This window comes from Oceanicoccus sagamiensis (assembly GCF_002117105.1).
In the GTDB taxonomy this organism is placed as follows: domain Bacteria; phylum Pseudomonadota; class Gammaproteobacteria; order Pseudomonadales; family Dasaniaceae; genus Oceanicoccus; species Oceanicoccus sagamiensis.
The window spans coordinates 404,688-430,280 of record NZ_CP019343.1 but is presented as its reverse complement, the minus strand read 5'-3'; the positions used below and the strand labels follow the sequence as shown (position 1 = coordinate 430,280).

26 protein-coding genes are annotated in these 25,593 nt (G+C 49.3%); 10 read left to right on the top strand and 16 right to left on the bottom strand.

All coding sequences use genetic code 11. From position 1 onward, the window contains the following. Positions 1–39 precede the first annotated feature (39 nt). The 3 genes from BST96_RS01945 to BST96_RS01935 are packed head-to-tail and all read left to right on the top strand — an operon-like array spanning position 40 to position 4,774. Positions 40–1,566 carry a YhdP family protein gene (locus tag BST96_RS01945; protein WP_085757070.1) on the top strand — a complete coding sequence of 509 codons (1,527 nt, stop codon included), beginning with the start codon at positions 40–42 and terminating at the stop codon, positions 1,564–1,566. Further along, a complete protein-coding gene (locus BST96_RS01940; protein ID WP_085757069.1) occupies positions 1,563–3,947 on the top strand; it encodes a YhdP family phospholipid transporter in 2,385 nt (794 codons plus the stop codon). Before BST96_RS01945 ends, BST96_RS01940 begins: the two co-directional genes overlap by 4 nt. Further along, the gene (locus BST96_RS01935) at positions 3,944–4,774 is read left to right on the top strand and encodes a carbon-nitrogen hydrolase family protein (protein ID WP_085757068.1); all 831 of its coding nucleotides are present in this window, start codon (positions 3,944–3,946) and stop codon (positions 4,772–4,774) included. Before BST96_RS01940 ends, BST96_RS01935 begins: the two co-directional genes overlap by 4 nt. Here BST96_RS01935 and BST96_RS01930 read toward each other — a convergent pair whose 3' ends face one another. From BST96_RS01930 to purM, 3 genes are read right to left on the bottom strand one after another with little or no spacing between them, the layout of a single operon-like run. Then, on the bottom strand, positions 4,775–5,530 hold the full coding sequence (locus tag BST96_RS01930) for a DUF3108 domain-containing protein (RefSeq protein WP_085757067.1): 756 nt from the start codon (positions 5,528–5,530) through the stop codon (positions 4,775–4,777). Continuing rightward, a complete protein-coding gene (gene purN / locus BST96_RS01925) occupies positions 5,475–6,143 on the bottom strand; it encodes a phosphoribosylglycinamide formyltransferase (RefSeq protein ID WP_085757066.1) in 669 nt (222 codons plus the stop codon). Before purN ends, BST96_RS01930 begins: the two co-directional genes overlap by 56 nt. A gap of 4 nt (positions 6,144–6,147) precedes the next feature. Continuing rightward, positions 6,148–7,200 (bottom strand): phosphoribosylformylglycinamidine cyclo-ligase, encoded by a 1,053-nt coding sequence (purM, locus tag BST96_RS01920; protein ID WP_085757065.1) that lies wholly within the window; start codon positions 7,198–7,200, stop codon positions 6,148–6,150. 247 nt (positions 7,201–7,447) lie between these two features. On the opposite strand from purM, the gene BST96_RS01915 reads away from it, so the two are divergent. Genes BST96_RS01915 through hda form a run of 3 tightly spaced genes read left to right on the top strand, consistent with a single transcriptional unit; the run spans position 7,448 to position 10,329 of the window. Further along, complete coding sequence (locus BST96_RS01915; RefSeq protein WP_169713867.1) at positions 7,448–8,545, top strand: DUF2066 domain-containing protein; 1,098 nt, start codon at positions 7,448–7,450, stop codon at positions 8,543–8,545. A gap of 24 nt (positions 8,546–8,569) precedes the next feature. Then, positions 8,570–9,631 (top strand): AI-2E family transporter, encoded by a 1,062-nt coding sequence (locus BST96_RS01910; protein WP_085757063.1) that lies wholly within the window; start codon positions 8,570–8,572, stop codon positions 9,629–9,631. Beyond that, positions 9,628–10,329, top strand: a complete 702-nt coding sequence (hda, locus tag BST96_RS01905; RefSeq protein WP_085757062.1) for a DnaA regulatory inactivator Hda — start codon at positions 9,628–9,630, stop codon at positions 10,327–10,329. Before BST96_RS01910 ends, hda begins: the two co-directional genes overlap by 4 nt. Before the next feature lie 11 nt (positions 10,330–10,340). Here hda and BST96_RS01900 read toward each other — a convergent pair whose 3' ends face one another. The 8 genes from BST96_RS01900 to BST96_RS01865 all read right to left on the bottom strand — a co-directional run bounded on the left by BST96_RS01900 (position 10,341) and on the right by BST96_RS01865 (position 18,935). Next, on the bottom strand, positions 10,341–11,225 hold the full coding sequence (locus BST96_RS01900) for an MBL fold metallo-hydrolase (protein ID WP_085757061.1): 885 nt from the start codon (positions 11,223–11,225) through the stop codon (positions 10,341–10,343). Between the two features lie 6 nt (positions 11,226–11,231). After that, entirely contained in the window at positions 11,232–11,900 is a 669-nt protein-coding gene (locus BST96_RS01895; protein ID WP_338043295.1) for a DUF2959 domain-containing protein, read from the bottom strand. A gap of 60 nt (positions 11,901–11,960) precedes the next feature. Next, positions 11,961–12,158 (bottom strand): YqaE/Pmp3 family membrane protein, encoded by a 198-nt coding sequence (locus BST96_RS01890; protein WP_085757059.1) that lies wholly within the window; start codon positions 12,156–12,158, stop codon positions 11,961–11,963. A 193-nt stretch (positions 12,159–12,351) separates the two neighbouring features. Next, complete coding sequence (locus tag BST96_RS01885) at positions 12,352–12,969, bottom strand: class I SAM-dependent methyltransferase (protein ID WP_085757058.1); 618 nt, start codon at positions 12,967–12,969, stop codon at positions 12,352–12,354. Positions 12,970–12,972: 3 nt separating this feature from the next. Continuing rightward, a complete protein-coding gene (locus BST96_RS01880; protein WP_085757057.1) occupies positions 12,973–14,829 on the bottom strand; it encodes a DUF885 domain-containing protein in 1,857 nt (618 codons plus the stop codon). A gap of 99 nt (positions 14,830–14,928) precedes the next feature. Further along, positions 14,929–15,390 (bottom strand): chemotaxis protein CheX, encoded by a 462-nt coding sequence (locus BST96_RS01875; protein ID WP_085757056.1) that lies wholly within the window; start codon positions 15,388–15,390, stop codon positions 14,929–14,931. 127 nt (positions 15,391–15,517) lie between these two features. Beyond that, positions 15,518–18,031: a hybrid sensor histidine kinase/response regulator gene (locus BST96_RS01870; RefSeq protein WP_085757055.1), complete on the bottom strand. Its 2,514-nt coding sequence runs from the start codon at positions 18,029–18,031 to the stop codon at positions 15,518–15,520. Between the two features lie 160 nt (positions 18,032–18,191). Then, positions 18,192–18,935, bottom strand: a complete 744-nt coding sequence (locus tag BST96_RS01865; RefSeq protein WP_085757054.1) for a DUF1499 domain-containing protein — start codon at positions 18,933–18,935, stop codon at positions 18,192–18,194. A 166-nt stretch (positions 18,936–19,101) separates the two neighbouring features. Between BST96_RS01865 and BST96_RS01860 the strand changes: the two genes are divergently transcribed. Next, positions 19,102–19,881, top strand: a complete 780-nt coding sequence (locus BST96_RS01860) for an SDR family NAD(P)-dependent oxidoreductase (protein ID WP_085757053.1) — start codon at positions 19,102–19,104, stop codon at positions 19,879–19,881. Here the strand turns inward: BST96_RS01860 and BST96_RS01855 are convergent. Next, a complete protein-coding gene (locus tag BST96_RS01855) occupies positions 19,878–20,210 on the bottom strand; it encodes a DUF2845 domain-containing protein (RefSeq protein WP_169713866.1) in 333 nt (110 codons plus the stop codon). The two genes, BST96_RS01860 and BST96_RS01855, sit on opposite strands and share 4 nt — an antisense overlap. Before the next feature lie 143 nt (positions 20,211–20,353). Here BST96_RS01855 and BST96_RS01850 point away from each other — a divergent pair, with 143 nt between their 5' ends. Together BST96_RS01850 and BST96_RS01845 are read left to right on the top strand one after the other, a co-directional pair. Next, the gene (locus BST96_RS01850; protein WP_157117814.1) at positions 20,354–20,554 is read left to right on the top strand and encodes a hypothetical protein; all 201 of its coding nucleotides are present in this window, start codon (positions 20,354–20,356) and stop codon (positions 20,552–20,554) included. A 33-nt stretch (positions 20,555–20,587) separates the two neighbouring features. After that, entirely contained in the window at positions 20,588–21,067 is a 480-nt protein-coding gene (locus BST96_RS01845) for a flavin reductase family protein (protein WP_085757050.1), read from the top strand. A 20-nt stretch (positions 21,068–21,087) separates the two neighbouring features. Here BST96_RS01845 and BST96_RS01840 read toward each other — a convergent pair whose 3' ends face one another. Beyond that, on the bottom strand, positions 21,088–21,996 hold the full coding sequence (locus tag BST96_RS01840; RefSeq protein ID WP_085757049.1) for a DUF4437 domain-containing protein: 909 nt from the start codon (positions 21,994–21,996) through the stop codon (positions 21,088–21,090). Positions 21,997–22,231: 235 nt separating this feature from the next. Between BST96_RS01840 and BST96_RS01835 the strand changes: the two genes are divergently transcribed. Continuing rightward, complete coding sequence (locus tag BST96_RS01835; protein WP_085757048.1) at positions 22,232–23,203, top strand: LysR family transcriptional regulator; 972 nt, start codon at positions 22,232–22,234, stop codon at positions 23,201–23,203. Positions 23,204–23,209: 6 nt separating this feature from the next. Here BST96_RS01835 and BST96_RS01830 read toward each other — a convergent pair whose 3' ends face one another. The 3 genes from BST96_RS01830 to BST96_RS01820 are packed head-to-tail and all read right to left on the bottom strand — an operon-like array spanning position 23,210 to position 25,536. Continuing rightward, entirely contained in the window at positions 23,210–24,040 is an 831-nt protein-coding gene (locus BST96_RS01830; protein WP_085757047.1) for a substrate-binding periplasmic protein, read from the bottom strand. Between the two features lie 30 nt (positions 24,041–24,070). Beyond that, on the bottom strand, positions 24,071–24,907 hold the full coding sequence (locus tag BST96_RS01825) for a Rossmann-fold NAD(P)-binding domain-containing protein (protein WP_085757046.1): 837 nt from the start codon (positions 24,905–24,907) through the stop codon (positions 24,071–24,073). Positions 24,908–24,951: 44 nt separating this feature from the next. Then, on the bottom strand, positions 24,952–25,536 hold the full coding sequence (locus BST96_RS01820; RefSeq protein WP_085757045.1) for a hypothetical protein: 585 nt from the start codon (positions 25,534–25,536) through the stop codon (positions 24,952–24,954). Between the last annotated feature and the right edge of the window lie 57 nt (positions 25,537–25,593).

Below are 25,593 nucleotides of genomic sequence, written 5' to 3'. Positions count from 1 at the left end.
CCTGTTGTTGCTGATGACTAAGATAGGCGAATAAAAACCTTGTTAAAACAGAGTGCCATTTGGATTAACCGTTTGCTGTGGGCAAGTTTGTTCACCGCATTAGTCCTTGTCGCCACTTATGTCAGTATTGGCCGCTACTATATTAACTATGTCGAAGAATACCAACAGCCGCTGTTAGCCCGCTTTAATCAATTTACTAATTTACCCTTGGATATCGATCGACTTTATGGCCGTTGGTCCAGGCTATCGCCGGTATTGACCATGGAGCAGCTAAAACTCTATGCACCGGATAATCCTGAGCAAACCGTTCTAACCATCGATACCCTCAGTTTACAGCTGGACCCTCTGCGCAGTCTTATGCAAGGCTCTTTGCAGATAAAGCGCTTATTAATTGACGGCGTTGATTGTGCGTTAAAGGAAACCAGCCCGGGACAATGGGAATTAAAAGGCTATCCCGTCGCCGCAGGTGGCACCACCAATCTTGATAACGTGGTGGATTTAATTCTTTCTGTCGAGGGCGCTGAATTATTAGGCGCCAATATCAATATCAACTTCGCCAAAGGTAGCGACGCCTTACTGGCAGTTAAAGAGCTGTCCTTTAAGCGCGCTGATAAATTCAGACGTTTTAAAATTGAAGCTAATTTTGACCAGTCAGAAGAACCTTTGCTGGGTATTATTGAATCCCAGGGAGACCCTCGTGAGATTGAAGGCTTTTCGGCCAAGGCCTATTTAAAATTTAATGAAGTGGATTTTTCAGCGCAACTTCCCGCCATGGGCGCGCTAGGTATCGACCTCGAAGATGCACGCATTGATGGCCAGCTATGGTTGGACTGGAAACCGCAGACTGTTATTGAATTACAGGGTTCCATTACCACACCACTATTAGATATAGCGGCGTTAAGTGGCCGACCGCTGGCGCCGTTAAAAGATGTTCAAATTCATTTTCGCGCAGAAAAAAACGCCAATGATAATTGGGAGGGCTGGGTTCCCTTATTGGCCATGCAATGGCAGGAACAGCCCTTTAAGTTTGAGCAATTAGGTGTTGCTATTGAAAACAAACAGTTGCAACTGTCGATACCCAGTCTGGATTTGGCAGCAACCACGTCACAGTTATTAGCTATTGATCTGCTCGGAGACCCGCTAAAAGAAACGGTTAGCACATTGTCCCTGTCCGGTAATTTACAGCAGGTGGTGTTAAATTTATCGCGCAATCCCACCCCAAGAAAAACACCTCGCTTTATTCTGCAAGCGAATTTAGACAATGTTTCGGTCAAACCCTGGAAGGGCGCACCGGGTGCAACCGGTATTAATGGTTATCTTGAGGTCAATCCTGCCGATGGCTTTGTGGAACTCGACACCGGCGCATTCTCGTTAGACTTTCCTTTGGTTTACCGTAACCCTCTGGGGTTTGCTTCCGGCAAAGGCAAAGTGGCATGGCAGCTTACCGAAGACAGAGTCTATGTGGATAGCGGCCTATTATCCCTAACCGCTGATCACGGCCCTGCAACAGCGCTGTTAGATCTGGATTTGCCCAAGCAGGCGGGTAGCGAGATCCCCCCGAAATGACCTTAACCATTGGCTTAAAGGATACCGCAGCCAGCTACCGCGATAAATTTATTCCCTATACCCTTAACCAGAGTTTTCTGGATTGGATGGCGGGCAGTGTTCCCGAAGGGCGTGTTATTGATGGTGGCTTTATCTATCGAGGCTCGCTACGTAAAGAAGATGTTAAAGACCGTACGGTACAGCTCTATTTAAATGTCGAAAACGGCACGCTGGATTATCACCCCGATTGGCCAAAGCTAACCGCTATTAGCGGCTTAGTCGAAGTGGACAATGCCGATGTTACCGTCAACGCCTCCAAAGCCAAGCTGTATGCTATGGATGTGTCGGCGGCAACCGTCACCACCACCGCAGTCGAAGGGGGCGGTATTTGGTTAACCATTGATGCGCAGGCTGCCGGCCAGTCCAGTGATGCCATTCGTTTGGTTAACGAGAGCGCGTTACAACAAGTTGTTGGTAACGTGTTTAAACAGTGGCAGCTGGATGGGCAGGCCAGTGCTGAGGTGAGCCTTGGTTTGCCACTGGTGGGAGCCACCCGGCCAGCCGATATTGACGTGGCCGTACAGTTGCAGGATACCGATCTTTTGATGCCGGAGTATCGCTTGCAGTTTACTGATGTTAACGGGCCGCTTAACTATAGCAGTGAGCGCGGCATGTATTCGCCGGGCCTGAATGCGTTGCTCTATAACAAGCCCTTTACAGTGACGGTTGAGCAGGATGCAGAGCAGGGTGTGCTGGTCGATTTCGCTGGCCGTGTCGATATGGCGGATATTCTGGACTGGAGTCAACAACCGGCGCTGTCCTTTGCCAGTGGCGAAACCAATATGGCGGCGCAGGTTAAAGTGAGCCCCAAAGGTGAAAGCCAATTTACCGTTTCATCCGATCTGGTCGGCGTGGCGATTACCTTGCCTGAGCCCTATAACAAAACCGCGGAACAGCCCCGTGATTACTGGTTAAAACTGCCTCTGCTCGGCGAGAAACCGCTACTGCGTATGGGTATGGTGGATATTGCTGAGCTGCAACTGCGTTTAGATCAAGGCCGTGTAGAAAGTGGTTTGGTGATTTTGGATAAAATGAAAAACACCCGCCATGAAGAAGGCTTTTTAGTCGTCACAGGCGCAGTTGATCATTTTGTATTGGATGAATGGCAGCAGGTTCTTACCCAGTATACCGAAGCCGCTGAAGCGCTGGCTGCTACACCCGCTCCGGGTGATCAAGAGGCGGCGGAGGGGTTGTCGATCAAAGTGCGGGAGTTACTGGTAGAAAAATTTTCAGGATTTGACCAGCGCTATGAAAATACCACCGTTGGTTTACAGCGTTGGCAAGATGCCTGGTGGTTGCAGGTCAGTAATGACATTATGGCTGGTGAGTTATTTATTGCCGATGATCAAACCACTCCGCTAATAGCAAAACTGCGCAGGCTTCGCTTACCGGAATCTTCTGTGGAGGAAGACCTTGGCAGTTCCTCCTTTGAATCGATGCGCGAACTTAATCTGGACTTTTCGGTGGACCAGTTATCTTTAGGGCAAATCTTATACGGCAGTCTGGCCTTTGAGCTACGCAGCCAGCAAGATGGTTTGGTCTTTAATAATATCTATGGTGATTTACGCGGTATCGTGATTGCAAAAGACCAGCCGGCAACACTGGAGTGGCTGCAAACAGAGCGTGGCGAAGAGTCGCGCTTATACGGCGAGTTTGCCTTTGCTGATTTGGGGGATGTACTTGAGCAATGGAATTATGAGCGGATCATTGAAAGTCAGCAAGGCAAGCTGTCATTGGATTTGACCTGGCCCGGCGCTCCTAACCAATGGTCTTTGGCAGCCTCCAATGGCCCGCTGTATTTAAATATTGAAGATGGTCGTTTTTTAAAGGCATCGGACGGGGCGTCGGGCACTTTAAAAGTGGTAGGTATTATAAACCTTACCAATATTGTTAGGCGCTTACAGTTAGATTTTTCTGATATTTACGATAGCGGTATTAGCTATGATCGTATTGAAGGTGAATTGATTCTTGAACAAGCACAGTTAAATATCGTTGAAGACTTAACGATTGAGTCACCTTCCAGCCGCTTTAGTTTGCGGGGCAATGCTGATTTAGAAGCCAAAGCGCTGGATATGGAGCTTATTGCGACCTTGCCGGTTGCTAATAATTTACCCTGGATTGCTGCGCTGGCCGGTGGCCTGCCCACCGCTGCGGGTGTCTATGTCGCCAGTAAAATTTTTGAAGATCAGTTCGATCGACTATCCAGTGCTGTCTATAGTATTGAAGGGGATTGGAATGACCCCCAGCTTTCTTTTGTGAAAGTTTACGACAGTGGCAAGAAATCAAAAACCGCCGTTGATAAGACGACGGCAGTTGAACCCGCAGTGGAGCCAGTACCATGAGCCAGTATCGAGTGTCGGCTATACAAATGGTGAGTACAAATAACCTGAATGAGAATCTTGCCGAGGCAGAACGTCTAGTGGAGGCCGCGGCGGCTGAAGGTGCTCAGTTAATTGTATTGCCAGAAACCTTTGCCATGTTTAGCGCCCGTCAGCAAAAGGCCTTGGGTCAACGGGAAGCTTCAGCGGATGCAGTGATCAGGCCTTTTATCAGCGCTCTGGCCAAGCGGCTGGGTATCTGGATTGTTGCCGGTACGGTGCCAGTGGCAGTCGCTGATAGCGAGCAGGTATTGTCTTCGTGTTTTGTGGTGGATGATCAGGGCATCGAGCAAGCCTGTTATAACAAGATTCATTTATTTGATGTGGATGTGGCCGACTCTCAGGGTAGCTACCGTGAGTCAGATACGTTTTTAGCGGGCAATGAGGCGGTGGTGATCGATACCCCCTTCGGTCGTTTGGGGTTGGCGGTTTGCTACGATATTCGTTTTCCAGAACTGTTCCGGCTTATGTTTGCCCAGGGCGTCGATATTATAGCGGTGCCAGCGGCCTTCACCCTGCTAACCGGTAAGGCCCATTGGTTGCCGCTGTTACAGGCCAGGGCGATTGAAAATCAATGTTATATTGTCGGTGCTAACCAGGGCGGGGAGCATACGCCATCGCGCAGTACCTCCGGTGATTCGGTGGTGATTGATGGCTGGGGTAATATCGTTGCCAAAGCGGATAGTGGGCCCGCTTATATTGTGGCGGAGGTGGATACTACAGTATTGGAAAAGCAGCGCCGCGCTATGCCGATTAAACAGCATCAGCGCTTTGGGATTACCGCGGAATAATTATTGCCCCTGGATTTTTCGCCCATCCAGTTCAGCTTGTTTTAAATCAATCTGGTACTCTTGCTCGCCTTCGTCAATTCGCACAACCCGTAGCAGAAAATAATTCCAGTCTTTGGCCAGCCACATCAACGTGTACTTATCTTTGCCGGGTCGGCGTTGCTCTAACTTAATGGTGCTAAATTTACCCAGTGCTGTGTTAAGGGTTTCTTCACCCAATAGTTTCACTTGATAGTTTTTTAGCTTTTTTCGCTCCACCAAGTGATAAGTTCGCTGGCTAAATTCAGGGTCTTTGAGTAGGTCCAGTTGCAGCTGTATTTGAAAACTTAATTTATCGTAGCTATTGTCCGGCAGCGTTAAGGGCTTTTTGCTGTGCAAACGGTCGACAGCTGTTTTCTGTTTGGGGTCAAACACCAGTTCGCTATTTCGCTTGCTGCTGAGTTTATTGTTATAGCGATAGCTTAAAGGGGTTAACTGATTATCGGCCTCCGTAAAACTGGCCTGCTCTTCCACACTGGCAAATAAAAGGGAGGCATAGCTGCGCAGCTGCCAGTGTCCGGCCGCCTCTTTATTGAGGGTTTGTTCCATCTCTGCGCTAATGCCGCCAAGCTTGGTGCCATAGATAGCCTGATAGGGTTTTAACAGGGTGTCAGCGTTTATACTGGCGGAGCAGGCCAGCAGTAATAGCAGGGTGGCTGTGCGACTAATCGTTATATTGATAGCCGCCAGCAGAGAGGGGGGTGTTATCCAATAGGGCACTGTTTGATTCCAGTCTTAGTCTACCTTCAGCAAACCACTGCGCCGCCAATGGGTAGATAATATGTTCTTGTGTCAGTACGCGTTTAGCCAGTAGGTCGGCATTATCACCGGCTTCTATAGGCACAGCAGCTTGCACAATCGCTGGCCCGCCATCCAATTCCTCAGTGACAAAGTGAACGGTAGCACCGGCCTGTGGGTCACCGGCATCGATGGCCCGTTGATGAGTATGCAGGCCCGGATACTTGGGCAACAGCGAGGGATGAATGTTCAATAAGCGGCCGTGATAATTCTGCACAAAGCCCGGTGTGAGTATGCGCATAAATCCGGCCAGTATGACCAGGTCAGGAGCATAGTGATCAATCCGCTGCATAAGCTCGGCATCAAAGGCCTCACGGCTTTCAAACAGAGTATGGTCAATCGCTTCAGTGGCAATACCGGCATTGGCCGCTCGCTCCAGACCAAAGGCCTTGGGTCGGTTGCTAAAGACAGCGGCGATATCGGCGGTCAGGCTGCCGTTGCTCACACCATCAATAAAGGATTGCAAATTAGAGCCGCCACCGGAAACCAGAATAACCAGTTTGCAAGGCGTTGCAGATGAACTAGAGCGTGTCATGCAGTTACAGTCCCTGCAACTCGACCTGTTCTTCTCCCGCTGCGGCGCTGGCAATATGGCCAATCACCCAGGGGGTTTCGCCTTGAGCTTTAAGTACTGCTAAAGCTTTATCAGCATCGCTATTGGCTACCGCCAAGACCATACCCACACCGCAGTTAAAGGTGCGGTACATTTCAACCGCGTCGACATTGCCCTGTTGTTGCAGCCAGTTAAATACCTCAGGCTGCTGCCAGCTTTGCAGGTCGATAACGGCTTTGGCATTGTCGGGCAAGACGCGGGGAATATTTTCCAGCAAACCACCGCCGGTTATATGCGATAGTGCATTGACCGAGCACTCTTTCATCAGTGCCAGTATGGCTTTGACATAGATTTGTGTAGGCGCCATTAAGGCTTTGGCGAGTGTGGTATCGCCGCAGTTTTCGGTCAAATCGGCGCCGCTGACTTCAATGATTTTACGAATTAATGAATAGCCGTTGGAGTGGGGGCCCGAGGAGGCCAGGCCAATCAAGGTGTCACCGGTGCTGACTTTGCTGCCATCAATAATGTCGGCTTTTTCGGCCACGCCGACGCAGAAGCCCGCCAGATCATAATCTTCGCCTTCATACATGCCGGGCATTTCAGCGGTCTCACCACCGACTAATGCACAGCCGGACAGTTCACAGCCTGTGCCAATCCCTTCAACCACCGCTGCTGCGGTATCAACGTTAAGCTTACCCGTTGCATAATAGTCGAGAAAAAACAGCGGTTCGGCACCGGCTACAATCAGGTCATTGACACACATGGCTACCAGATCGATACCAATCGTATCGTGAATACCCAGATCCATCGCCAGCCGTAATTTGGTGCCCACGCCATCGGTGCCTGACACCAGCACAGGTTGCTTATAGCCTTCAGGGATTTCACACAGCGCGCCAAAGCCGCCCAGGCCAGCCATCACTTCGGGGCGACGGGTGCGCTTGGCAACGTGTTTGATACGGTCAACCAGGGCATTACCTGCGTCAATATCAACGCCGGCATCTTTATAGCTCAAGGACTGCTTGGAATTTTCTTCGCTCATGGATTACTGGGCTCTTGGGTAGTCTGTGATTGGTGATGGCGGTTATCTGGGTTGCCAACTTTCTAGGCGCGCTATTTTAGCTTGAATGCCGCCCAAGTACGACCATAAATTAAGCTCTTTAACCGCTTGGCCAGTGGAATCGCGATGAAAGCTGTACTGATTGAATCAGATTGCTACAATGCGTCCCATCATAAAAGGCCTATTGCCGCTGGCAACAGGCTAAATCACCAGTTTGGGATACATTATCTTGGTTGCTCGATTACATTTTGCCCGGCTTATTGGCATCGTCTATTGCCTGCTGCTGTCACCCCTGGCCAGCGCTGAAGAGGTGGATGGCTTATATGATACCGCGGTGAAGGTGGATTCCCAGTCCAGTCAGGACCTAACGCGTGCCACCCGAGAGGGGTTAAGCACCGTGCTGGTTCGTGTCTCGGGTAATGCCGAGCTGGTGCAGCAGCCCGCCATTAAGTCAGCGATCAAAAACGCCAGCCAATATATCAAGCAGTTCCGCTATGAAAAGCGGCCTCGGCTGATAGCCAGTGAGCCTGCCAACGTCGAGGGCGAACAGCTCTATGCGGTGATTGAGTTTGAACCCAAACTAATCGACGCCACCCTGCGTGAGGCGGGCTTGCCGCTATGGTCCAGCAATCGTCCAACGGTTTTGCTATGGGTGGTTGTGGCGGAGGGCAATAAGCGACGTTTTGCCAATGCGGATACCGACCCCGATCTATTGCAGGCTATCGCTGCCAATGCTGAGCGCAGGGGTCTTGCGGTTAAACTGCCAACACTGGATCTGGAAGATATGGTGGCTGTATCCACTGATCAGCTGTGGCAACTAAACCACCCGCGGGCCAATGCAGCGGTCGAGCGCTACCAGACCGATACCGTATTACTGGGCCGGGTAACTCGCCTGACCAATGGTGAATGGCTGGGCAGTTGGCGCTACTCTTATGCCGGGCAGACGATCAGGTTTGATGCTGAAGCCACCAGTGCTAACGACTATATAGCAGTGGCGGTTGATGAAGTGGCAGAGCGACTGGCCCAGCAGTATGCGATTGCCCCAGTGAATATTGCCGACAATGGCGTGTTAATGCGCCTCAGCGGCATTAATGACTTTACCGCCTATGCCCGCGCTATTAGCTATCTGGAGTCGGTGGCGGCCATTCGGCATGCCAATGTGGTGAGTGTTGAGGCGGATGAAATTATCGTGCGTCTCATAGCTGATGGTTTATTGGCCCAGTTAGAGCAGTCTTTTGCTCTGGATAAACGTATCCAGCCGCAGGTGCTTAGCAGCTATCAGGGTGATTATACGATTGCTCTGGATTATGCTTGGCCTGCTCCTTAAACGCTGGATAACAGGGATTATCTGATGACAGACATACAAAAGTTATGGGCGTTGGCAGCGCTGCTTGTGATGGCAGTGTTAGTGGTTATGTTAGAGGCTATCCTGATGCCTTTTCTGGTCGGTGCGCTGCTGGCCTATCTGGGAGACCCCTTGGCTGATCGTTTAGAAGAGCGCGGTTTGGGCCGCACCTTGGCGGTAACGCTGGTGTTTGTCAGCTTGAGTTCAGTGGTGGTGATCGGCATCTTACTGACCATTCCGCTTATCGGGCGGCAACTGGATCTATTGGCCACAAAAATTCCGCAGTGGCTGCATGCTATTCAGGATGTCCTGATACCCTGGTTGCAGCGTACGATGGACTTACCCAAAGACAGTTTGCCAATCACCCAGTTTAGAACCGTGCTCACAGAAAACTGGACCTCCGCCGGTGGTCTGCTGGGCCAGATCTGGAGCAAAGTAGCGGGCTCCAGTGTGGCGATGTTAACCGGCTTAGCCAACCTGGTATTAATCCCCGTGGTGACTTTCTACCTGCTAAGGGATTGGGATGTTCTCATGGCCCGCCTGCGCGACCTGTTGCCCCGTTCTATCGAGCCAACCGTGGCAGGTCTGGCCAACGAGTGTGATGAAATTTTAGGGGCCTTTATTCGCGGCCAGTTACTGGTCATGTTGGCGCTGGGAATTATCTATACCATTGGTCTGAAAATGGTTGGCCTGGATTTGGCACTAATCCTCGGGCTTACCGCAGGTCTGGCCAGTATTGTTCCCTATATGGGTTTTATTGTAGGTATTGCCGCAGCAGGTATAGCCGCCTGGTTCCAGTTCCATGAATTATCGATGTTACTGGCGGTCGGTGGCGTATTCGCTGTCGGTCAGATGTTAGAAGGTATGGTATTAACCCCGCTGCTGGTCGGCGATAGAATTGGCTTGCACCCAGTGGCGGTTATTTTCGCCATTATGGCCGGTGGCCAGTTGGCTGGCTTTACCGGTGTATTATTGGCCTTGCCCGTCGCCGCGGTGATTATGGTGTTATTGCGCCATGCCCATTCCAGCTATAAAGATAGCAAGCTGTATTCTGCGGACGGTTTATGAGTTTTACCTTTGAGCAATTACCGCTGGCAGTTCAGCTGCGGGACGATACTACGTTTGATAATTTTTATGCCGGTGATAACGCATTATTACTGGAAACCCTGCGTGCTCAACTGCCCAGTGGTGAGCGCTATATTTTTCTCTATGGTGCCAGCCGGGGTGGCCGCAGCCACCTGTTACAGGCCGCTTGCCATCAGGCCGATGAATTGGGCCTGACGTCCGTTTATTTACCCCTGACCGAATTGCGCGATTACCCCCCGCAGGAATTATTTGAAGGCTTGGAACAGTTATCGCTGGTCTGCCTGGATGATATTGATACGGTGATGGGGGATAGCGACTGGGAACAATCGCTATTTCATTTATTTAATCGTTTGCAGGAACGACAGGTCCATCTTATCGTGAGTGCCAATAGCGCGGTGCGTGAACTTAATAGTGGTTTGGCTGATTTAAGTTCCCGCTTAAGTTGGGGGGCAGTTTTTCAATTGAAAAGCCTGAGCGACCCACAGCGCAGTGCCGCCATTCAGTTGCGCGCTGAGCGGCGGGGGCTGGAATTAAATGATGAGGTTATACAGTTTATTTATCACCGCTGCCAGCGCGATATGGAAACGTTGTTAGATGTATTAGACACCCTGGACCATGCGTCGTTAAAAGAACAGCGCCGGCTAACGGTGCCCTTTGTGAAGGATATTATGGGCTGGTAAGCCCCGGTGTTTTATAAACTCTGGTAAATAAACGCAATATAATTTTCTTGTTTGATAAAGCCGCCATTCCATTCCTGCCACTTTGGACTTAAGCCTCTGGCCTGAGCTTGTTTAACGCTTAGGCCTTCCGCCTTCATAGCTTTAACTTCCGCAATGGTTTGCATCAGCATCTGATGGTAAGTCGTTAAGCCTTTTTTATCGGTAAGCGGGCCATGACCAGGAATAACCACCGTAGCATCATTTACTTTGGCTAAGACTTTGCCCACATTGTTCGCGAAGTTAACGACATTGCCATCACTGCTGATATCGACAAAGGGAAACATCGGATAAAACATATGGTCGCCCATATGCACCACATTCGATGATTCAAAAAACACCACCGAGTCGCCATCGGTATGGCCATTGGGGTAATGCTCCAGTCGAATGCTTTCATCGTTAAAGTGAATATTCATTGCATCAGGGTAAGTCAGGCTGGGCAGGGCGTGCTTGGCTTGAGCGGTGGTAACCATATTGAAAAAAGGCACTTCCTGCGGGCTGCTTAGTCTCTTTCTGACATTATCATGGGCCACAATAGCGACCCCTTTGCCCAATGCATCATTGCTGCCGGTATGGTCACTATGCCAGTGTGTATTCAGGATATATTTTAATTCGCTGCCGCCACCCAGTTCTGCTAATTGTTGCTTCAGGCTGTCTGACATATCTGCATAATCGTCATCAATAATCAGCAGGCCATCACTGCCATGGCTGACAGCAATATTGCCGCCTTTACCCTGTAGCAAGGTGATAGAGTCATTGATTTTGGTGCTGTTAAAACCTGCGGTGGCTCCATGGCCTCCAGCCATCAGGCTGCTGCTTACGGTGGCAGCGGTCAGGGTGATCAGTAGTTGCTTTAACATGGTGTTTTATCCTTGTTTTAATTCTTTAATAAAGGCATCAGATTCTTTAATCGCTTGTTCCATATTACTGATTAAGGCCGTTACATTTTTATTCACTGTGCCCAGCTCATTTTTCAGTGAGCTGATAGCTCTGGCATTTAAATTGTGCTTTAGGTAAAGCGTATTGTCCCGCAGGGTGTTGAGTACGGGGTCAATCGATTTCTCTGTTTTGCGCATAGCGCTGAGTAAGTTTTTATAGCGTCGTTTGGTTTCTTTCAGCTTTCTTTCACTGTCTCTGCGCAGGTTGGCATTGGTGTATTCGCCAAGTTCATCACTCCATTCGTCAAATAAAGCATTGGCGACACTGTCTACCGATTCAATGCGGTTGCTGATTTCTTCGGCCGCATCAACACTGCTTTCATATTCATCGTTGAGCTGCTGATAGACTTCTTCCAGTTCACCGCCATCAAAGTTCACCACCGACTTAAATTGCTCCAGCGCGCTTTTAAATTGTTCCTGCCCTTCAACCTGAGCTTCCTGCGCTTCTTCAATCCGGTCGATCAGAATATCCCGCTTGTGGTAGCCCACTTCTTCCAGTGCGGAATAATAGGTACTTTCACAGCCGGATAGCAAAACGCTCAGCATAATAATCAGTAGCGATGATGGCAGTAACTTTGATGTTTGAAACATTGTCATAAACTCACCTGTTAGATCAGTGATTAAAGAGGAGGGTGATGCCAAAACTAATCCTATGGATTAGTCTTTGCCGCCGCCGAGTGCATCTTCGATTTTTTGGTCGGTTTTATATTGGCTTAAGGCATAGACAGACCAAATTGCAGCAGGGATCCAGCCAATCAGGGTGAGTTGAAGCAGCAGGCAGACAATACCAGCGATGGGGCGACCAATAGTGAAAAATTGCAGCCAGGGCAGTAGCAATGCAAGTAGCAGACGCATGGTGATCTCCGTTCTTTAAAGTGGGATGATTGTAGAACGAATCGCTAAGGCTGTGAAGTGGAAAGTCCTGCTGATAAGCCCTTGGGTAATGAGTGCTTGATAAGACAGTTACTGAAGCAGGTTTTGTAATTATTTAGCTTGCTCAGGCTGTTGTTTGCTCAGGGGCAACAGCTTTATGTGGCAAGTATAGCCGTCAGGCATTCTCGATAACTAACATGGCCCCTGTGGCGCGACGAGGTTCATTGACCTGCCGATGTTGCAGCTCCCCGTAAAACTCATCCATACAGCGTTCAGCCATGGTGAAGAACGGTGGCCGTTCCGGGTCGGCAATAATAATCTTACCAGCGCCGGCTTTGCAGGCACGCTTAACCAGTTTATACACGGTGTCGGCCAGCTCGTCCCAAAAACAAATATCCGCGGCAATAATAAGATCGTATTCGGCCAGTTGCTTGGCGGTAATTTTTTCAAAGTACTGTTGTTGGGTTGTGACGGCTACGCCATTGTGTTCGGCATGTAAATGCAAATAGGGGAAGACAGCATCATCGGCATCAACCGCCGTGACCTCGGCGCCAAGCTGTTTGGCACAGTAAATACCTGCCAGACCCCAGCCGCAGCCCAGCTCTAATACTTTGCAGCCCTGCTCGGGTGGGTTTTCCTGCAAGTAGTCCATGATCAAATAGCTGGAACCCCAAAACTTATTGCCATGAATAGAGGGGTTTTCTTCTTCGCGCTTGATACGGCGAATATCCTTATGCTGTGAAGTGAGAATATTGACACCAAAGGCGCTGCGGATATTTTTTTGCATGGTCATGGTTTACTGTAGTTTGGACTGTAGTTTGGACTGTGGTGGGTAATGAATCTTCTGTTGTCGTTGAACCTGTGCTACCCAGCGCTGTATCTTTGCATCCAGCAGGGTTAGCGGCATCGGACCATCTTTGAGTACCTGATCATGAAAATCTCGAATATCAAACTGCTCACCCAATTGTTGGCGGGCAGTTTCCCGCAGCGCCAGAATTTTCATTTTGCCAATCATATAAGCGGTGGCCTGACCGGGGTAGACGATATAGCGCTCAATCGCTTTGGTGGCATCTTCCTTGGCATTGGGGGTGTTTTCTACCAGATAGTCGATGGCTTTTTGCTTATCCCAGCGCTTGGCGTGAATACCGGTATCGACCACCAGACGGCAGGCTCGCCAAAGGTCCATCGCCAGACGGCCAAAGTCGCTGTAGGGGTCTTGATAGGCGCCCATCTCTTTGGCCAGATATTCAGAATATAAGCCCCAGCCTTCGGTAAACGCGGTAAAGCGGGCGTATTTTTGAAACTCCGGTACGTCTTCCAGTTCAACGGTGATGGCCAGTTGCATATGGTGACCGGGCAAGCCTTCATGGTAAGCCAGCGCCTCTAACTGGTAGATGGGCATGCTATTCATATCGTAGAGGTTGGCATAATAAATACCCGGACGTGAGCCATCTTGTGCCGGTGATTGATAAAAGGCTTTACCGGCCGTTTTTTCCCTAAAGGCTTCCACCGCTTTTATTTTCAGGCGGGCTTTAGGTAATAAACCAAAGGTCTGTGGGAGTTTTTCTTCCATGACCGCCAGCACTCGTTTGGCCTCACTGAGATACAGCTCGCGCCCCTGCGCGTTATTGGGGTAATAAAACTGAGGGTCTTCACGCATAAATTTAAAGAAGGCCTGCAGGTCACCCTTAAAACCAACCGTGTGCATAATCTCGCGCATCTCGGCGTGAATTCTTGCTACTTGTTTACGTCCAATCTGGTGAATTTCTCCGGCCGTTAAATCAGTGGTGGTATAGGTGTTGAGTAGCAGGGTGTAGTAGTCGTCGCCATTGGGGTGCTTCCAAACCCCATCGTTATCACTGGCGAGGGCCATTTGTGCGGTGAGTGTGTTAATCAGAGACTGGTAGCCGGGCAGTAGTGAGTTTAGCAATGCCGCTTGCGCATCTTTAATTAAGAGCTGTTTTATCTCGGTATCAATATCTAAGGCTTCTACCTTGGCGCGAAAATCCGCGAGAATAGCGGAGTCGCTATCGCTATTATCAAAGGGTTGGCCCTGCAAGACATTATTGCTGGCATCCAGCATTTGCGGGTAGGACCATTTGGGGGGGAAGATGCCGAGCTGTTCGCGGATAGTGAGTTGCTCAATCACCTGATCCAATAGCGTTTGTACGCCATAGAGGCGAGTGATATAAGCCTCGGCATCAGCCTGTGAGCTGACCTGATGCATATTAATCAGAAAACTGGGGATTTGCGTATGCCAGCCACTAAATTGCTGCATGATATAGCTGTGGTGGCGAAAGTTGTTATAGCGCTGATTGCGCTTCGCTACATATTGGAAGAGCTCAGCTGACAGGCGTAAGTCGGGGTTGAGTCGGTAGAACTCAAAGCTGTTAATCGTTTCCAGATTGGCGGCTTTAATCGCTTCGGATTCTTGCGCAAAGCTGTCAGAGAGATTATCCCATTGGCCATAATTATCTTTTATGCCGCGGTAGGTTTGCGTCATGGGAGAGCGGGATAAGGTTTGCTGGTAGCTACTGGCAAAAAAAGCCGTGAGTTCCTGTTCCTGGTCGCTAGCAGGTTGCTGTTGGGTTTGTTCGCACCCGGGCAAGAGAATCAGTGCAAGTAGGGCAGTTAATATTTTTATTGGCAACATAGCTCAATCGTCTGGCTGATAGCGGTGCGAGCTATTGTGGACAGATATTGTCAGTATCTCAACTGGTTTTATAGGCTTGGGCAATTTTTAAGACAGGGCTTAGCTAAAACAAAGTTCCAGATAAAATTGCCCGGCCGCTGTATTGAAGGGAAGTACTATCAGCTCACCATTGACACTGTGTTGGAGGGGTTGGTCATTACCCACCAGAGTAGAAGGCAGGGTCAGGTCAAATTCCATACCTTGTTCCGAATAGATTCTTTTGGCACTGCCGGTAATCATGTTGGTAATTTCACCAACCACATCAATTACCGTGGCGTCGATGCTGGTCACGCTTTCCCCGAGCATTTTTTCAGTAATATCGAGGATGGCGGGTTCAGAGAAGCTGATGGCTAATGAGCCGTGGACCTTGTCACCGGCCAGGTCAATCATGCCAGTGATATCACCCAGTGTGTCTTGTCCTTCTTTGATGGAAGGCTTGCCCGGCGTTGCTTCAACCATGGCCATGGTGGAGAGCACCGTGACCGTGGATTCCAATAAGGGGTTGATATACTTAACATTCATACAGCAAAAGAGACTATTGTTTTGATCATCTTTCAAGACTAGTTGGCTTTTGCGGTTTGTACAATATCTATTGGTGATTCTGCACTAGATGATGGGGGCGGGCATGGGCTTATACAGGCGGCAGCGACTAGCTGGCCATTAGCTTGCTATTTTGCAGCCAGCGTTTGACCTTGCGTTCGACCACATCTTGCTTGATAGGCTTTTTAATATAATCATTCATACCCGCATTGATGCAGCGTACGCTGTCTCCGCTCATGGCATTGGCTGTCACGGCAATAATGGGAATATTACTGTAGGCTGCCTGGCTATTGCGAATTTTGCGGGTGGCTTCAAAGCCATCCATAACCGGCATTTGGCAGTCCATCATAATCAAGTCGACCGGTTGCTCATTGAGTAGTTTGGAAACCTCTTCACCATTGCTGGCGGTTAGGATCAGGCAGTTCAGAGATTGCAGCATCCCTTTCAGCACCATTTGATTAACCGGATTATCTTCGGCAATTAATATGGTTTTTGGCAAATAGCTGGTGGCTTCTTTGTTGAGGGTTTTGGCAACAGCCTTGCACTCTCCATCTGTGGAGAGGGGAATAGTAAAGGTAAATTCAGTACCGCGGCCAATGGCGGAGTCGACTTTTAAGCGACCACCCATCATAGCGGCAATTTGCTGGCAGATCGCCAGACCAATGCCCAGCCCGCTATGGCTGCGTGATGCACTGCCGTCGCCCTGTTGGAAGGGGGTAAAGATAGTGCTGAGCTGTTCTGGAGGAATACCACTGCCGCTATCGATGACCGAGAAGGATAACATTTGCTGCTGGCTTTGTTCATCCCAGCCGGTGCTGATATTGACGGCTATCTGGCCCTGCTGAGTAAACTTAATGGCATTATCAATGAGTTGTTGTAGTACTAATAAAATTTGGTGGCTGTCGCCATTAATAATCATCGGCACTGATTTATCGATATGCCAGTTAAAGTCCAGGTTTTTCTGCTGGCACTGGTGGCGGAACTCAAGCGCCTGAGGATTTAATAACGTGCGAAATTCAAAGGCTTCCCGGTTGCAGGCCAGTTCACCGGACTGCATTTCAGAAAAGCAGAGTAAGGAGTCTATCACCGAGGTCATTTCTTTGGCGGACAATTTGGCCGTGTCGAGATAGTTGCGCTGCTTATCGGTCAGGTTGTCGGTGCTCAATAACTTTAATGAACCTTCTACCCCATTCATGGGGGTGCGTAGTTCATGGCTCATAGTGCCCAAAAACTGATCTTTTAGACGGTTGTTTTGTTCCAGATTATCCAGTGCCTGATTAAGTTCCTGATTGATTTTTTCCAATTGTTGCTGGGTGGTTTCGGCGCTCTCCAGATTGTCCTTGCGCTGGATGTTCATCCGGTCTGCCAGAGCCAGTGATAGCAATGAGATTTCAATCAGTGCGCCAATCTGCCCGGCATACATGGTGAAAAAGTTAGAGGGCATTAAGTTAATACTGGCCAGCGAGTGAATAAACACCCCCGGCAACATAAATAACCAGCCGGCGACAAAAAATCGTGCTGCCTGAAAGTGATTGGACAGACTGTTGATACCGGCATAGATAGTGATGGCACAACTGATCAGCATCAATACTACACCGAGCTGCACGACCATAGCTGTCGGCAGTATCAGACTTGCCACTGCGAGGGCCATGCTCAGGTAACAAAGGTTTTTGATTAGCTGGTCGAGTTTATAGGCAAATTGTTTTAGCGGTAAAAAAGTGCGGGTAAATTGCAGGCTTAGCAAACTGGCTAAACTAATAAAAAAGGGCGTTGCGATATTGACCCACTGGGTTGATGCGGGCCAGAGGTAGGTAAAAGCATGTCCGGAGATAGAGGCCTGCATCAGAGCCAGGGTAGCGACATAGCTGATAAAATATAAATAGCTGACCTCCCGGAAAGAGAAGTAAATAAACAGGTTATATAAAATCATTACGCCCATAATGCCAAAGTAAACACCGTAGATCGTGTGGTGTTGGCTTTGCTTTTCCATCATATATTTAGCGCTATTAATACTGATGGGTAGCTGCAAGGCGCTGCTGGTTTTTACTTTAAAGAAAATTTCCAGGGTTTTATCAGCGCCAAAGTTTATCGGTATTAAATAGGATTCGCTGGCAAAATCCCGTGCCGCATAGGGCAGTGAGTCCCCCATTTTTATATGACGGATTTCACCACTGGGGCGGCGAATATAAAAGTCGATTAAATCCAGTTGCGGGTAGCCAATTTCAATGACCCAGTGTCGGTCAGAGAAGTTGCCCAGTTGCTCAAGCGGGAGATAAAACCAGATGGAAGAATCGGTATAACCTTGATTAAAAACAGGGGCAGTATTGCTCTGAAAATATTGCCGTTGTCCCGGTTGTAATACTTTGTTGATATTGAGGGAATGGGTTCTGTCTTCCAGCCACAATAAAGACGTTGTCAGGTCAAGACTATGCAGCTGTTGTTCGAGCTTAATATAGTCGTTGGTCGATAAGGCTGAAGCGGTATTGGCGAGGCTGTAAGGGCTTGAAAAAATCAGTGCCAGTAGTAAGTAAGGCAGACTTAGCAGGCGTGCTAAAGCAGCCCCAATTCCAACGCTGGGTGCTGCGGTATGGTTATTCGATGCGTGCTTCAGCAGTCGAGGCAAGAGCGGCCTATCCCCTATCAGTAGGTCCGGAATAGGACGGCAGATTAGCTCCCGGTCATATTACGGATTAAAGACCCTACTATTCGCTCTTGTGGCTGTGAATTACATACGTATTTTCACCTATTTTCGTATTAATACCACAGTCGGCTTAGTGAGAGAGTTAGCCTTTCTCACCTTTAAACATCGCCTGAAAAGCCATAATCCGCTTGGCATTGGCCCCCATATCGCCTTTGCCTACCCGTGAGACCGAACGCATATCGATAATACTGCCCTGATCACTGGCCTTAATGCGGATAACCACATCGTCTTTAAAGCCAAACCAGAAGGTGGTATCCACCGCCTCAATACGGCCTTGCAGTTTATTCTGGTCGTATACCGACCACCCCATAGCCTCGGCGGTGGTTAGGGCCTTGGCAAAGGCCTGCTCTGGGCTAAGGTCTGATTGCAGGCTATTAATCTCAGGGAAACTCTGCTGCTGTAAGGTGGCAACTTCCGCCGAATATTCCAGTGGGTTGCTGTCATTACCCCGTTGCTGGATGGCTTCGACAAACTGTGGCGGGTTTTCAAGGTCGGTGCTGATATTGTGAATAAGCGGGCGGTCTTCACCCATGCCTTGCATAAAGTTAGCGACCAGTACCAGGGGTGGCAGGGCGATTAAGCTGGCATAGCGCAGGGCAGATTTGGTGCCGGCAGCGGGTTTGCGAAATAGCCAGATGGCATTGATGATTTGGATAATCAAGCTGCCCAGTAAAGAGACGGAGAGTAATAACAAGCCGATGCTATAAGGCCAAATGCCAAGGCGTGAACCCAGTGCTGATACAGGCAGCAGAACTAGTAACACAATCGCTATGGTGCGTATTCTTTGGGCGCCTTTTGAGGCGGGGGCGGTGGTCTCTGCGGTCATGGCTGATCTCCTGCGGTGTCGGTTTGTTAGAACTGACTGAAATGACTGGATAATTATTGTAGCGACACGGTACTCTATGGCTTTAGTGTGTTCAAGTCACAGCTGCGGTCATGGTCTATGATCCCCGTGGTGACAATCAATCATATCAGTAAGGGTAAATCGCTTTATGGCATTTTATGGCAAGGTTGCATTGGTGACGGGAGGTGCCAGTGGTATGGGGCGGCTCACTGCTTTACGTTTGGCAGAGCAAGGAGCAAAGGTTGCGATTGTTGACCTTAACGACGAGGCCTTGGCTGCAACGGCGGCGGAGTCCGACAATATTACACCCTTTAACTGCGACGTGACTGACCTGGCCAAGGTGAGGGCGCTGGTGGCCGAGGTTGAACAGCGCCTTGGTCCCATTGACCGCTTAACCCATTGTGCGGCGATTATGCCGGGCCAGTTGTTAAAGGATATGCCCGCAGAAAAAATCAACCAGACTATGTCGGTCAATTATTTTGGTACTGTCAATTTGGTGAAAACCCTGATGCCGTTGATGGAGCAGCGTGGCGCTGGCGATATTATTCTGTTTGGTTCCATGCTGGGTGATGTGCCTATGCATAATATGGGGGCCTATTGCGCGACCAAGTCAGCCACTAACGCGTTTGCTGAGGTTCTGGTGCATGAAAATAAGGATAGCCCCATCCGGTTTTTGTTAGTCTGCCCGCCGATGGTAGATACCCCTCTGGTCAATCAGGCGATGCAAGATGGCCCGGCAGGTTTGAAAGAGGCCAAGCACACGGGCAAAATGTCCAGCCCGGCATCGATTATTGATGCAACTGAAACCGCGCTGGAAAAAGGCCAGTGGGTGGTGCGCCCCAATGAGGCTGGTTTTTTGGTGTTATGGCGGCGTTTATTTCCGGGTTTGCTGTGGAAGATGATGGCCAGAGCTAATAAGGTGGCTTAGTCTTTGATGCGGTTTATCTGTTTGACTTTGCCCGCTTCAAAAATAATTTCCTGATAAAAACCGCGGTAAGGTCCATACAGCCATTGTTCAATTTTATATTCTCGCTGCCGGTTGGTTTGGTATTGGTACTCATTGCGCAGGGTATAGCCGATAATTTCCTGACTGACAGGTTTGCCGCATTTTTCTCTGACTTGTATTGCCAGGTCGTCTTTTTGTATCAGGCGGGTACCGCAGCGCAGGGTGTCGTCGGCTTGCAAGGGGCTGCTATGGCTAAAGCTAAGGAGAAGGGCAATAACGATAGTGGCCGTTGTAGGTACTCGCTTGTGCATAATGGCTCCGCTGTTACTGGCTTGCATTTTCTGGTTAAAGTGCAAGACTGAGGGCTACCTTAAGCTATTTATAAGAGGTTTGAAAAGTGCTAAATCATCGATATTCACACCCCGCAAGTCTCGCTGTGGCTTTGACAATAAGCTTGTCGCTCGTGTTAGGTGCCTGTTCTCAATCTGCCGAAGACGATAACGCTGATGAGACCGTGGCCCCGACACAGCAAAGCAGTGGCACAGGGGTGATTCCCAAGCATCAGATCGATACCTTGAATCGAGCCAGGTCCTTGGATGCTCAAGCCATGGAAGCGGATGAAAAACGGCGTAAGCAATTGGAAGCTATGCAATAATAGTCTCTCTTTTCATAAGCATAACAGGTAGTGATGAGTACTCTGGCCGATAAAACCGAACAGGCGATTAAGCGCTTTGGCAAATCCATTTGTATTGTAACGGTGAGTGATCATCAGGGGCGTTATGCGTCGCCTTCTTCAGCCATTACTAATTTAACCAACGATCCCCCAAGCTTATTGCTGCCGCTTGAAAAAACGGCCTCGCTCTATCCCTTGTTAAAACCCGGAAGTCACTTTGGCGTTAATGTGCTGGGTGCAGAGCATCAAGCGGTGGTCGACGCCTGTATTCGTCAAAAGGGTGAGCAGCGTTTTTCGGTTGGGGATTGGCAGCAGCACCACACTGGTGTACCTGTTTTAGCGGATGCTCAGGCCAGTTTTGTCTGTGAGTTTGAGCAGCGCAATGAATATGGCAGCCACGGAATGATTGTTGGCAGGGTGGTTGACGTTAGCTACGCCGACCAGTTGTCTTCGTTGATTTATGTGGATGGTGGCTTTAAAACTCTTGCGCCTTAAAGCCTGCCACCCGATCATCGCTATTGGTAGTTAGGGTCTTTCCATGGCCCTGCGGTTTTTGAACGTACGGGCTGTAACATCACCGGTGGTTCACTTAAGGGAAACCCTTCTCCCCAGTTAACCGGGTCGCCTTGCATTTCAACACGGGCGTTGTCCGTATACCAATCTACCAGGTCACCATCGCAGCGCAGGATAAAGGTAAAGCCTTCTTCATCACCGGCCACAAAATCACCGTGGCGAACACCGGCAGGGCGGAAGAAGTAACCGCCAGCATGGATGGTGCCGTAGTTGTAGTTAAATTCACCACTAAGCAGGTAGGCTTCTTCAAAGACGGGGTGGTGGGCCAGTGGATGCTCTTTCCAGCCTGGGCCGGCTTTGATTAAGCGGGTATAAAAGCCGGTCACCGGGTTGCGGTAAAGCAGTTTGATAAACATGCCGGGTACAGGCATAGCACCGCCACCGCGCTCAAAGTTCATGGGGCTGCCATTAACAGGGTCTTCAACCGCATACCATTCCATATTATTGGAGCTCATGATGGTGAGTTCGGCGATCTCTTCTTTGTCTTCAAGGTCAGCCGTAGCCGGGGTAAAGCTCCAGTCACCGTATTCGCGGAATAAGAGAATTTCAGTGCCGGCTTTTACACTGATCGCCGGAGTACATACACCTTTGGGTGCACACCAGTAATCGCCATCGACTAAGGTTTTATCCCCCAGTGTGACTTCACCTTTAAGCACAAACCACTCGGTGACCGCTGTATGCAGCCCAGAGGGGCGGGACCAATCGGTAACAAAGTCTACCCGTGTTGAGGCTGAGCCGTCTTCTTCGTCATAGCTCAGGTGTTTCTGTTTGGCTTCACCCACGCCGTGGGGCAGCTCGGCGATATGCCATAACAGGTCTTTTTCATCGACAAATTCTACATGGGGGCGCATAACTCGGCTCCTTTATTGGTGGTGCGGGTTTTGATGGGGTAAAAATAGTGTATATTAAGAATAGATAAAAATAGATATTACTTATAATTTTGATAGATAATGATCTATGTATTTGTGTGCGAATTAGGTGTAGGAGTGAGGGCTAGGGTTTCAGGGGATGCTGTAAACCATCCCCCTACCCAGTGCAGCTCGTTCCCACCCCCTCTACTTGCCATTCAAAATAACAGGACCCAACATGCCAAAATCTATCGACACTCACTTGCTAACCAGACTGGGCACCCTTCGCCAGCTAGAAATTTTTATGGCGGTGGCGGAGCAGGGCAGTATCGTCAGAGCCGCTGAGCAGCTGCACCTAACCCAGCCCAGTGTGTCCATGCAGGTACGTAAGCTCAGTGAGGCGATTGGCTTGCCGCTGTATGAAGTGATTGGCAAAAAGCTCAGTTTGACCGATGTGGGGGAAGAGGTGGTGGCCGCAGGGACGGAAATTTTTGATGCGGTAAATCGCCTGAGTCATCGCATCAATGATATTAAAGGGCTGGAGGCGGGAGTGTTAAGAATAGCAGTGGTCAGTACCGCCAAGTATTTTCTCTACCATGTGCTGGGCCCGTTTTGTGAGCGCTATCCCGGTGTAGAGGTGGAATTTAATGTGGGCAACCGCAGTGAAATTGTTGCCCGGATGCAGGATAACCTGGATGACTTATATATTCTGGGGGATACGCCTGAGGGTATGGAAGTGGTTGAATATGATTTTTTGCCCAACCCCATTGTGGTTGTAGCTTCGGTAAAAAACCCCTTGGCAAAACGTAAAAAGTTAACCTGGTCCGATCTACTGGAGCAGCGGTTTATCCTGCGGGAGCAGGGTTCTGAAACCTTATTAAATATTGAAAAATACTTGCAGCAAAAACAGTTGTCGCTACCCAGAACCATGACCGTGCAAAGTAATGAGGCGATTAAATATGCGGTTATTGCCAATATGGGGATTTCAATTCTCTCCGCTTATACCCTGTTCGATAGCAAGGAAATGACCCAGTTAAAAGTCAGCGGCTTTCCGATTATGGCAAAGTGGCAGGTCTCGCATTTAAAGGATAAACGGCTATCTATCGTGGCGGAAAAATTTCTTCGTTTTATGTTAGATAATGGTAAGGAATTACTCCCGATGGAACGTATAGAAAAAAATATCAAGGCGGCAAAACTTGCCGACTGGTAGCGTGGTTTAATCCGCGCTATTGGCGCAATCTTTATTAGCCAGCCAACTCTGCATTACCCGAAATTTCAGGTACTCGATATAGCCGTTCTGGTGATAGGAGGCTAGCAACTGGTCAATTTGCTGGAGGCGCTCCTGATTGACGGGCTGCTGGTTGGTCATAATATGCAGCCCTATGGACGTACCGACCTTTAATTTAGAAATTCTGACCTTACTTTGTAGCCCGAGGTCATTAATCAGATATTGCGCAATAAATTTATCGGTCAGCCAGTAGTCTTGCTCACCTCTGGCCAAATGCATAACGGCTTCTTTAATGGAGCCGACCTTGTTGACATTAATATTAACGTTTTGCAGTTTGAGTATTTTAACGGCATCTGCACTATTGACCCCAACACCGTTTAGCTTTTCAAGTTGTTTAACCTCGGTGATCTCGGCCTGGCTGGCGGCTAATATCAGTACAGGGCTGGTGGCAGTGACCGGTTTTTCTCCGGCAGTCAGTTGATTCCGCTGTTGAATAAAACTGGGCGGAGCCAAAGCAAAGTCGGCTTTGTTTTCCATTAATAATGCGGTGGATTGGTTGAGCATATCAATGGTGTTTTCTGCCAGCCCGGCTTCAATAAACTTGGCCTCCAGTGACAGGTCAGCGGCAATTTTTTTATACAGTGCATTGTTAAACCCCTGGTGCACCTTTTTGCATTGGTTATACCAGCTATAGGGTGGGATGGGGTCAGAGTGACGGTTGTCTACGGCAAAACGCAGCGGCTGTTGCCCATAGGCCTGCTGGGCTGTTAAAGCCAGAGCAGCCTGTAGTAGCAGTACTAGTATGGGTTTTATTATCACAGCGTATTTATCCGGTTGTGATCCACATCTTTATTTAATCTGATGTTGCTGTTGGTAAGCTTTTGTATAGGCCAGACTGTCAGCATTGTCCAGTAGGCTGCCATTGGGTAGCTCCTTGGTGCGGGCGCTAATTTCCAGCATGGCCTGGCCCAATTCTTTGGAGCTGGTTACCAGTGAGCCAGGGCGTAGTAGGGCCTCGGTAATATGGTGGCCAGCATTGGTTGTTTCAGAAACGGGGCGGATATAAGCCGAGCGATAACTAAATACTCTTAGGCCTGTTCCCTCTGCAAGGGCGGCCATATTCCGTTCGGTCTTACGTTTATCATGGGCCCAGGGCGCGTCGCTGTCTTCTGTGCCCATACCGGCAATAAAATGCCAGGACATCGGGGCATTGATAGCGCCAGCCTGTTTTCTGGCGGCAAGCCAGGTGGGCATAAAGGCCGCCGGGAAATCAACATGAATCAGGGTGTAGGTGGCTTCATCAACCTGTAATGATGATTTACCCAATGCCCATAATACGGTCGTGGTTTCACTCAGTTGATCAGTAATCGCGGAGTAATCCGTAAAGTCTTTATGCATAATAATGCTGACCTTAGCGGAGTTTTTAACACTATCAAGGTACTCGGTGGTACGCCGGGTAACGACATAGACGGTGTCTACTTCAGTATCTTCAATGGCGGCTTTTACTAAGCCGCCACCGGCAGAGCCTGTAGCACCAAATACCATCACGACCTTATTGGCTGTCGGGTCTCGTTCAGCATTGGCGGCTGGCTCCATAGAGCCCAGGGTTGCTGCCCCCCAAATATTAAAGCCGACAATCAGGGCGATAAGCGCTGTGAGCATAATGGCTACCAGTTTTTTAATCATAGACAACGTCCAGCGCATGGTTATCACCGAGTCCTGAGTGCAGCTTATTCAGCAGCAGGCGCTTTTTCAACAGCAATGGCAAGGCCTTGGGTAACGGTAGTGACTACGATATCACCAACGGCTGAGTGCTTTAGGTTTTCCGGGTTGCGGGCAGTATATTCCTTGACGACGCCATCTGCAGTTTTCAACTTAAAGGTATTGGCTTCAATATTAATCGCTTCAACCGTGGCTACCGAAATTTGTGTGGCTATGGTGGCCATACCCGGCATCTCACCCGCTTCGCTGCGTGCGCCTGCGGCTAAGGCCAATTCCGCCGCTTCAGGGTTATCGGCTGCCATCACCTGAATAGAGACAGACTCGATATATTCAGCATTAACGATATCGCCAACAGCCACCTGATCTAAATTACGAGCTTCATCGCCAGCGGTAAAGCTGATGATTTTTCCATCGGTTCTTTTTAGGCTCACTTCACGGGTTTCGTGATTGATGGCTTCAACAACGGCTGTCACTTCCATTGAGACGCTGGCAGCAATAGCAGGTTTTTCCTGATTGACGCCCACCTCATTGGCTTGGGCGGTAAAGCTGGCAACTACCAGGGTCATCAGGGAAAGCTGTTTGAAAAAGGTCATTGTTTATCTCCGGTATTAAAGTAATTGGGTTATCGTAGCAAATATTCCAGCAAAAGA

What these genes read in the sequence shown, in the direction of transcription:
- BST96_RS01900 (WP_085757061.1), bottom strand. Translation starts at nt 11,225, where the DNA reads ATGTTAAAGCAACTACTGATCACCCTGACCGCTGCCACCGTAAGCAGC.
- BST96_RS01875 (WP_085757056.1), bottom strand. Translation starts at nt 15,390, where the DNA reads ATGAATGTTAAGTATATCAACCCCTTATTGGAATCCACGGTCACGGTG.
- purM (WP_085757065.1), bottom strand. Translation starts at nt 7,200, where the DNA reads ATGAGCGAAGAAAATTCCAAGCAGTCCTTGAGCTATAAAGATGCCGGC.
- BST96_RS01835 (WP_085757048.1), top strand. Translation starts at nt 22,232, where the DNA reads ATGCCAAAATCTATCGACACTCACTTGCTAACCAGACTGGGCACCCTT.
- BST96_RS01840 (WP_085757049.1), bottom strand. Translation starts at nt 21,996, where the DNA reads ATGCGCCCCCATGTAGAATTTGTCGATGAAAAAGACCTGTTATGGCAT.
- BST96_RS01885 (WP_085757058.1), bottom strand. Translation starts at nt 12,969, where the DNA reads ATGACCATGCAAAAAAATATCCGCAGCGCCTTTGGTGTCAATATTCTC.
- BST96_RS01820 (WP_085757045.1), bottom strand. Translation starts at nt 25,536, where the DNA reads ATGACCTTTTTCAAACAGCTTTCCCTGATGACCCTGGTAGTTGCCAGC.
- BST96_RS01895 (WP_338043295.1), bottom strand. Translation starts at nt 11,900, where the DNA reads ATGACAATGTTTCAAACATCAAAGTTACTGCCATCATCGCTACTGATT.
- BST96_RS01860 (WP_085757053.1), top strand. Translation starts at nt 19,102, where the DNA reads ATGGCATTTTATGGCAAGGTTGCATTGGTGACGGGAGGTGCCAGTGGT.
- BST96_RS01940 (WP_085757069.1), top strand. Translation starts at nt 1,563, where the DNA reads ATGACCTTAACCATTGGCTTAAAGGATACCGCAGCCAGCTACCGCGAT.
- BST96_RS01865 (WP_085757054.1), bottom strand. Translation starts at nt 18,935, where the DNA reads ATGACCGCAGAGACCACCGCCCCCGCCTCAAAAGGCGCCCAAAGAATA.
- BST96_RS01880 (WP_085757057.1), bottom strand. Translation starts at nt 14,829, where the DNA reads ATGTTGCCAATAAAAATATTAACTGCCCTACTTGCACTGATTCTCTTG.
- BST96_RS01845 (WP_085757050.1), top strand. Translation starts at nt 20,588, where the DNA reads ATGAGTACTCTGGCCGATAAAACCGAACAGGCGATTAAGCGCTTTGGC.
- BST96_RS01825 (WP_085757046.1), bottom strand. Translation starts at nt 24,907, where the DNA reads ATGATTAAAAAACTGGTAGCCATTATGCTCACAGCGCTTATCGCCCTG.
- BST96_RS01935 (WP_085757068.1), top strand. Translation starts at nt 3,944, where the DNA reads ATGAGCCAGTATCGAGTGTCGGCTATACAAATGGTGAGTACAAATAAC.
- BST96_RS01910 (WP_085757063.1), top strand. Translation starts at nt 8,570, where the DNA reads ATGACAGACATACAAAAGTTATGGGCGTTGGCAGCGCTGCTTGTGATG.
- BST96_RS01855 (WP_169713866.1), bottom strand. Translation starts at nt 20,210, where the DNA reads ATGCACAAGCGAGTACCTACAACGGCCACTATCGTTATTGCCCTTCTC.
- hda (WP_085757062.1), top strand. Translation starts at nt 9,628, where the DNA reads ATGAGTTTTACCTTTGAGCAATTACCGCTGGCAGTTCAGCTGCGGGAC.
- purN (WP_085757066.1), bottom strand. Translation starts at nt 6,143, where the DNA reads ATGACACGCTCTAGTTCATCTGCAACGCCTTGCAAACTGGTTATTCTG.
- BST96_RS01890 (WP_085757059.1), bottom strand. Translation starts at nt 12,158, where the DNA reads ATGCGTCTGCTACTTGCATTGCTACTGCCCTGGCTGCAATTTTTCACT.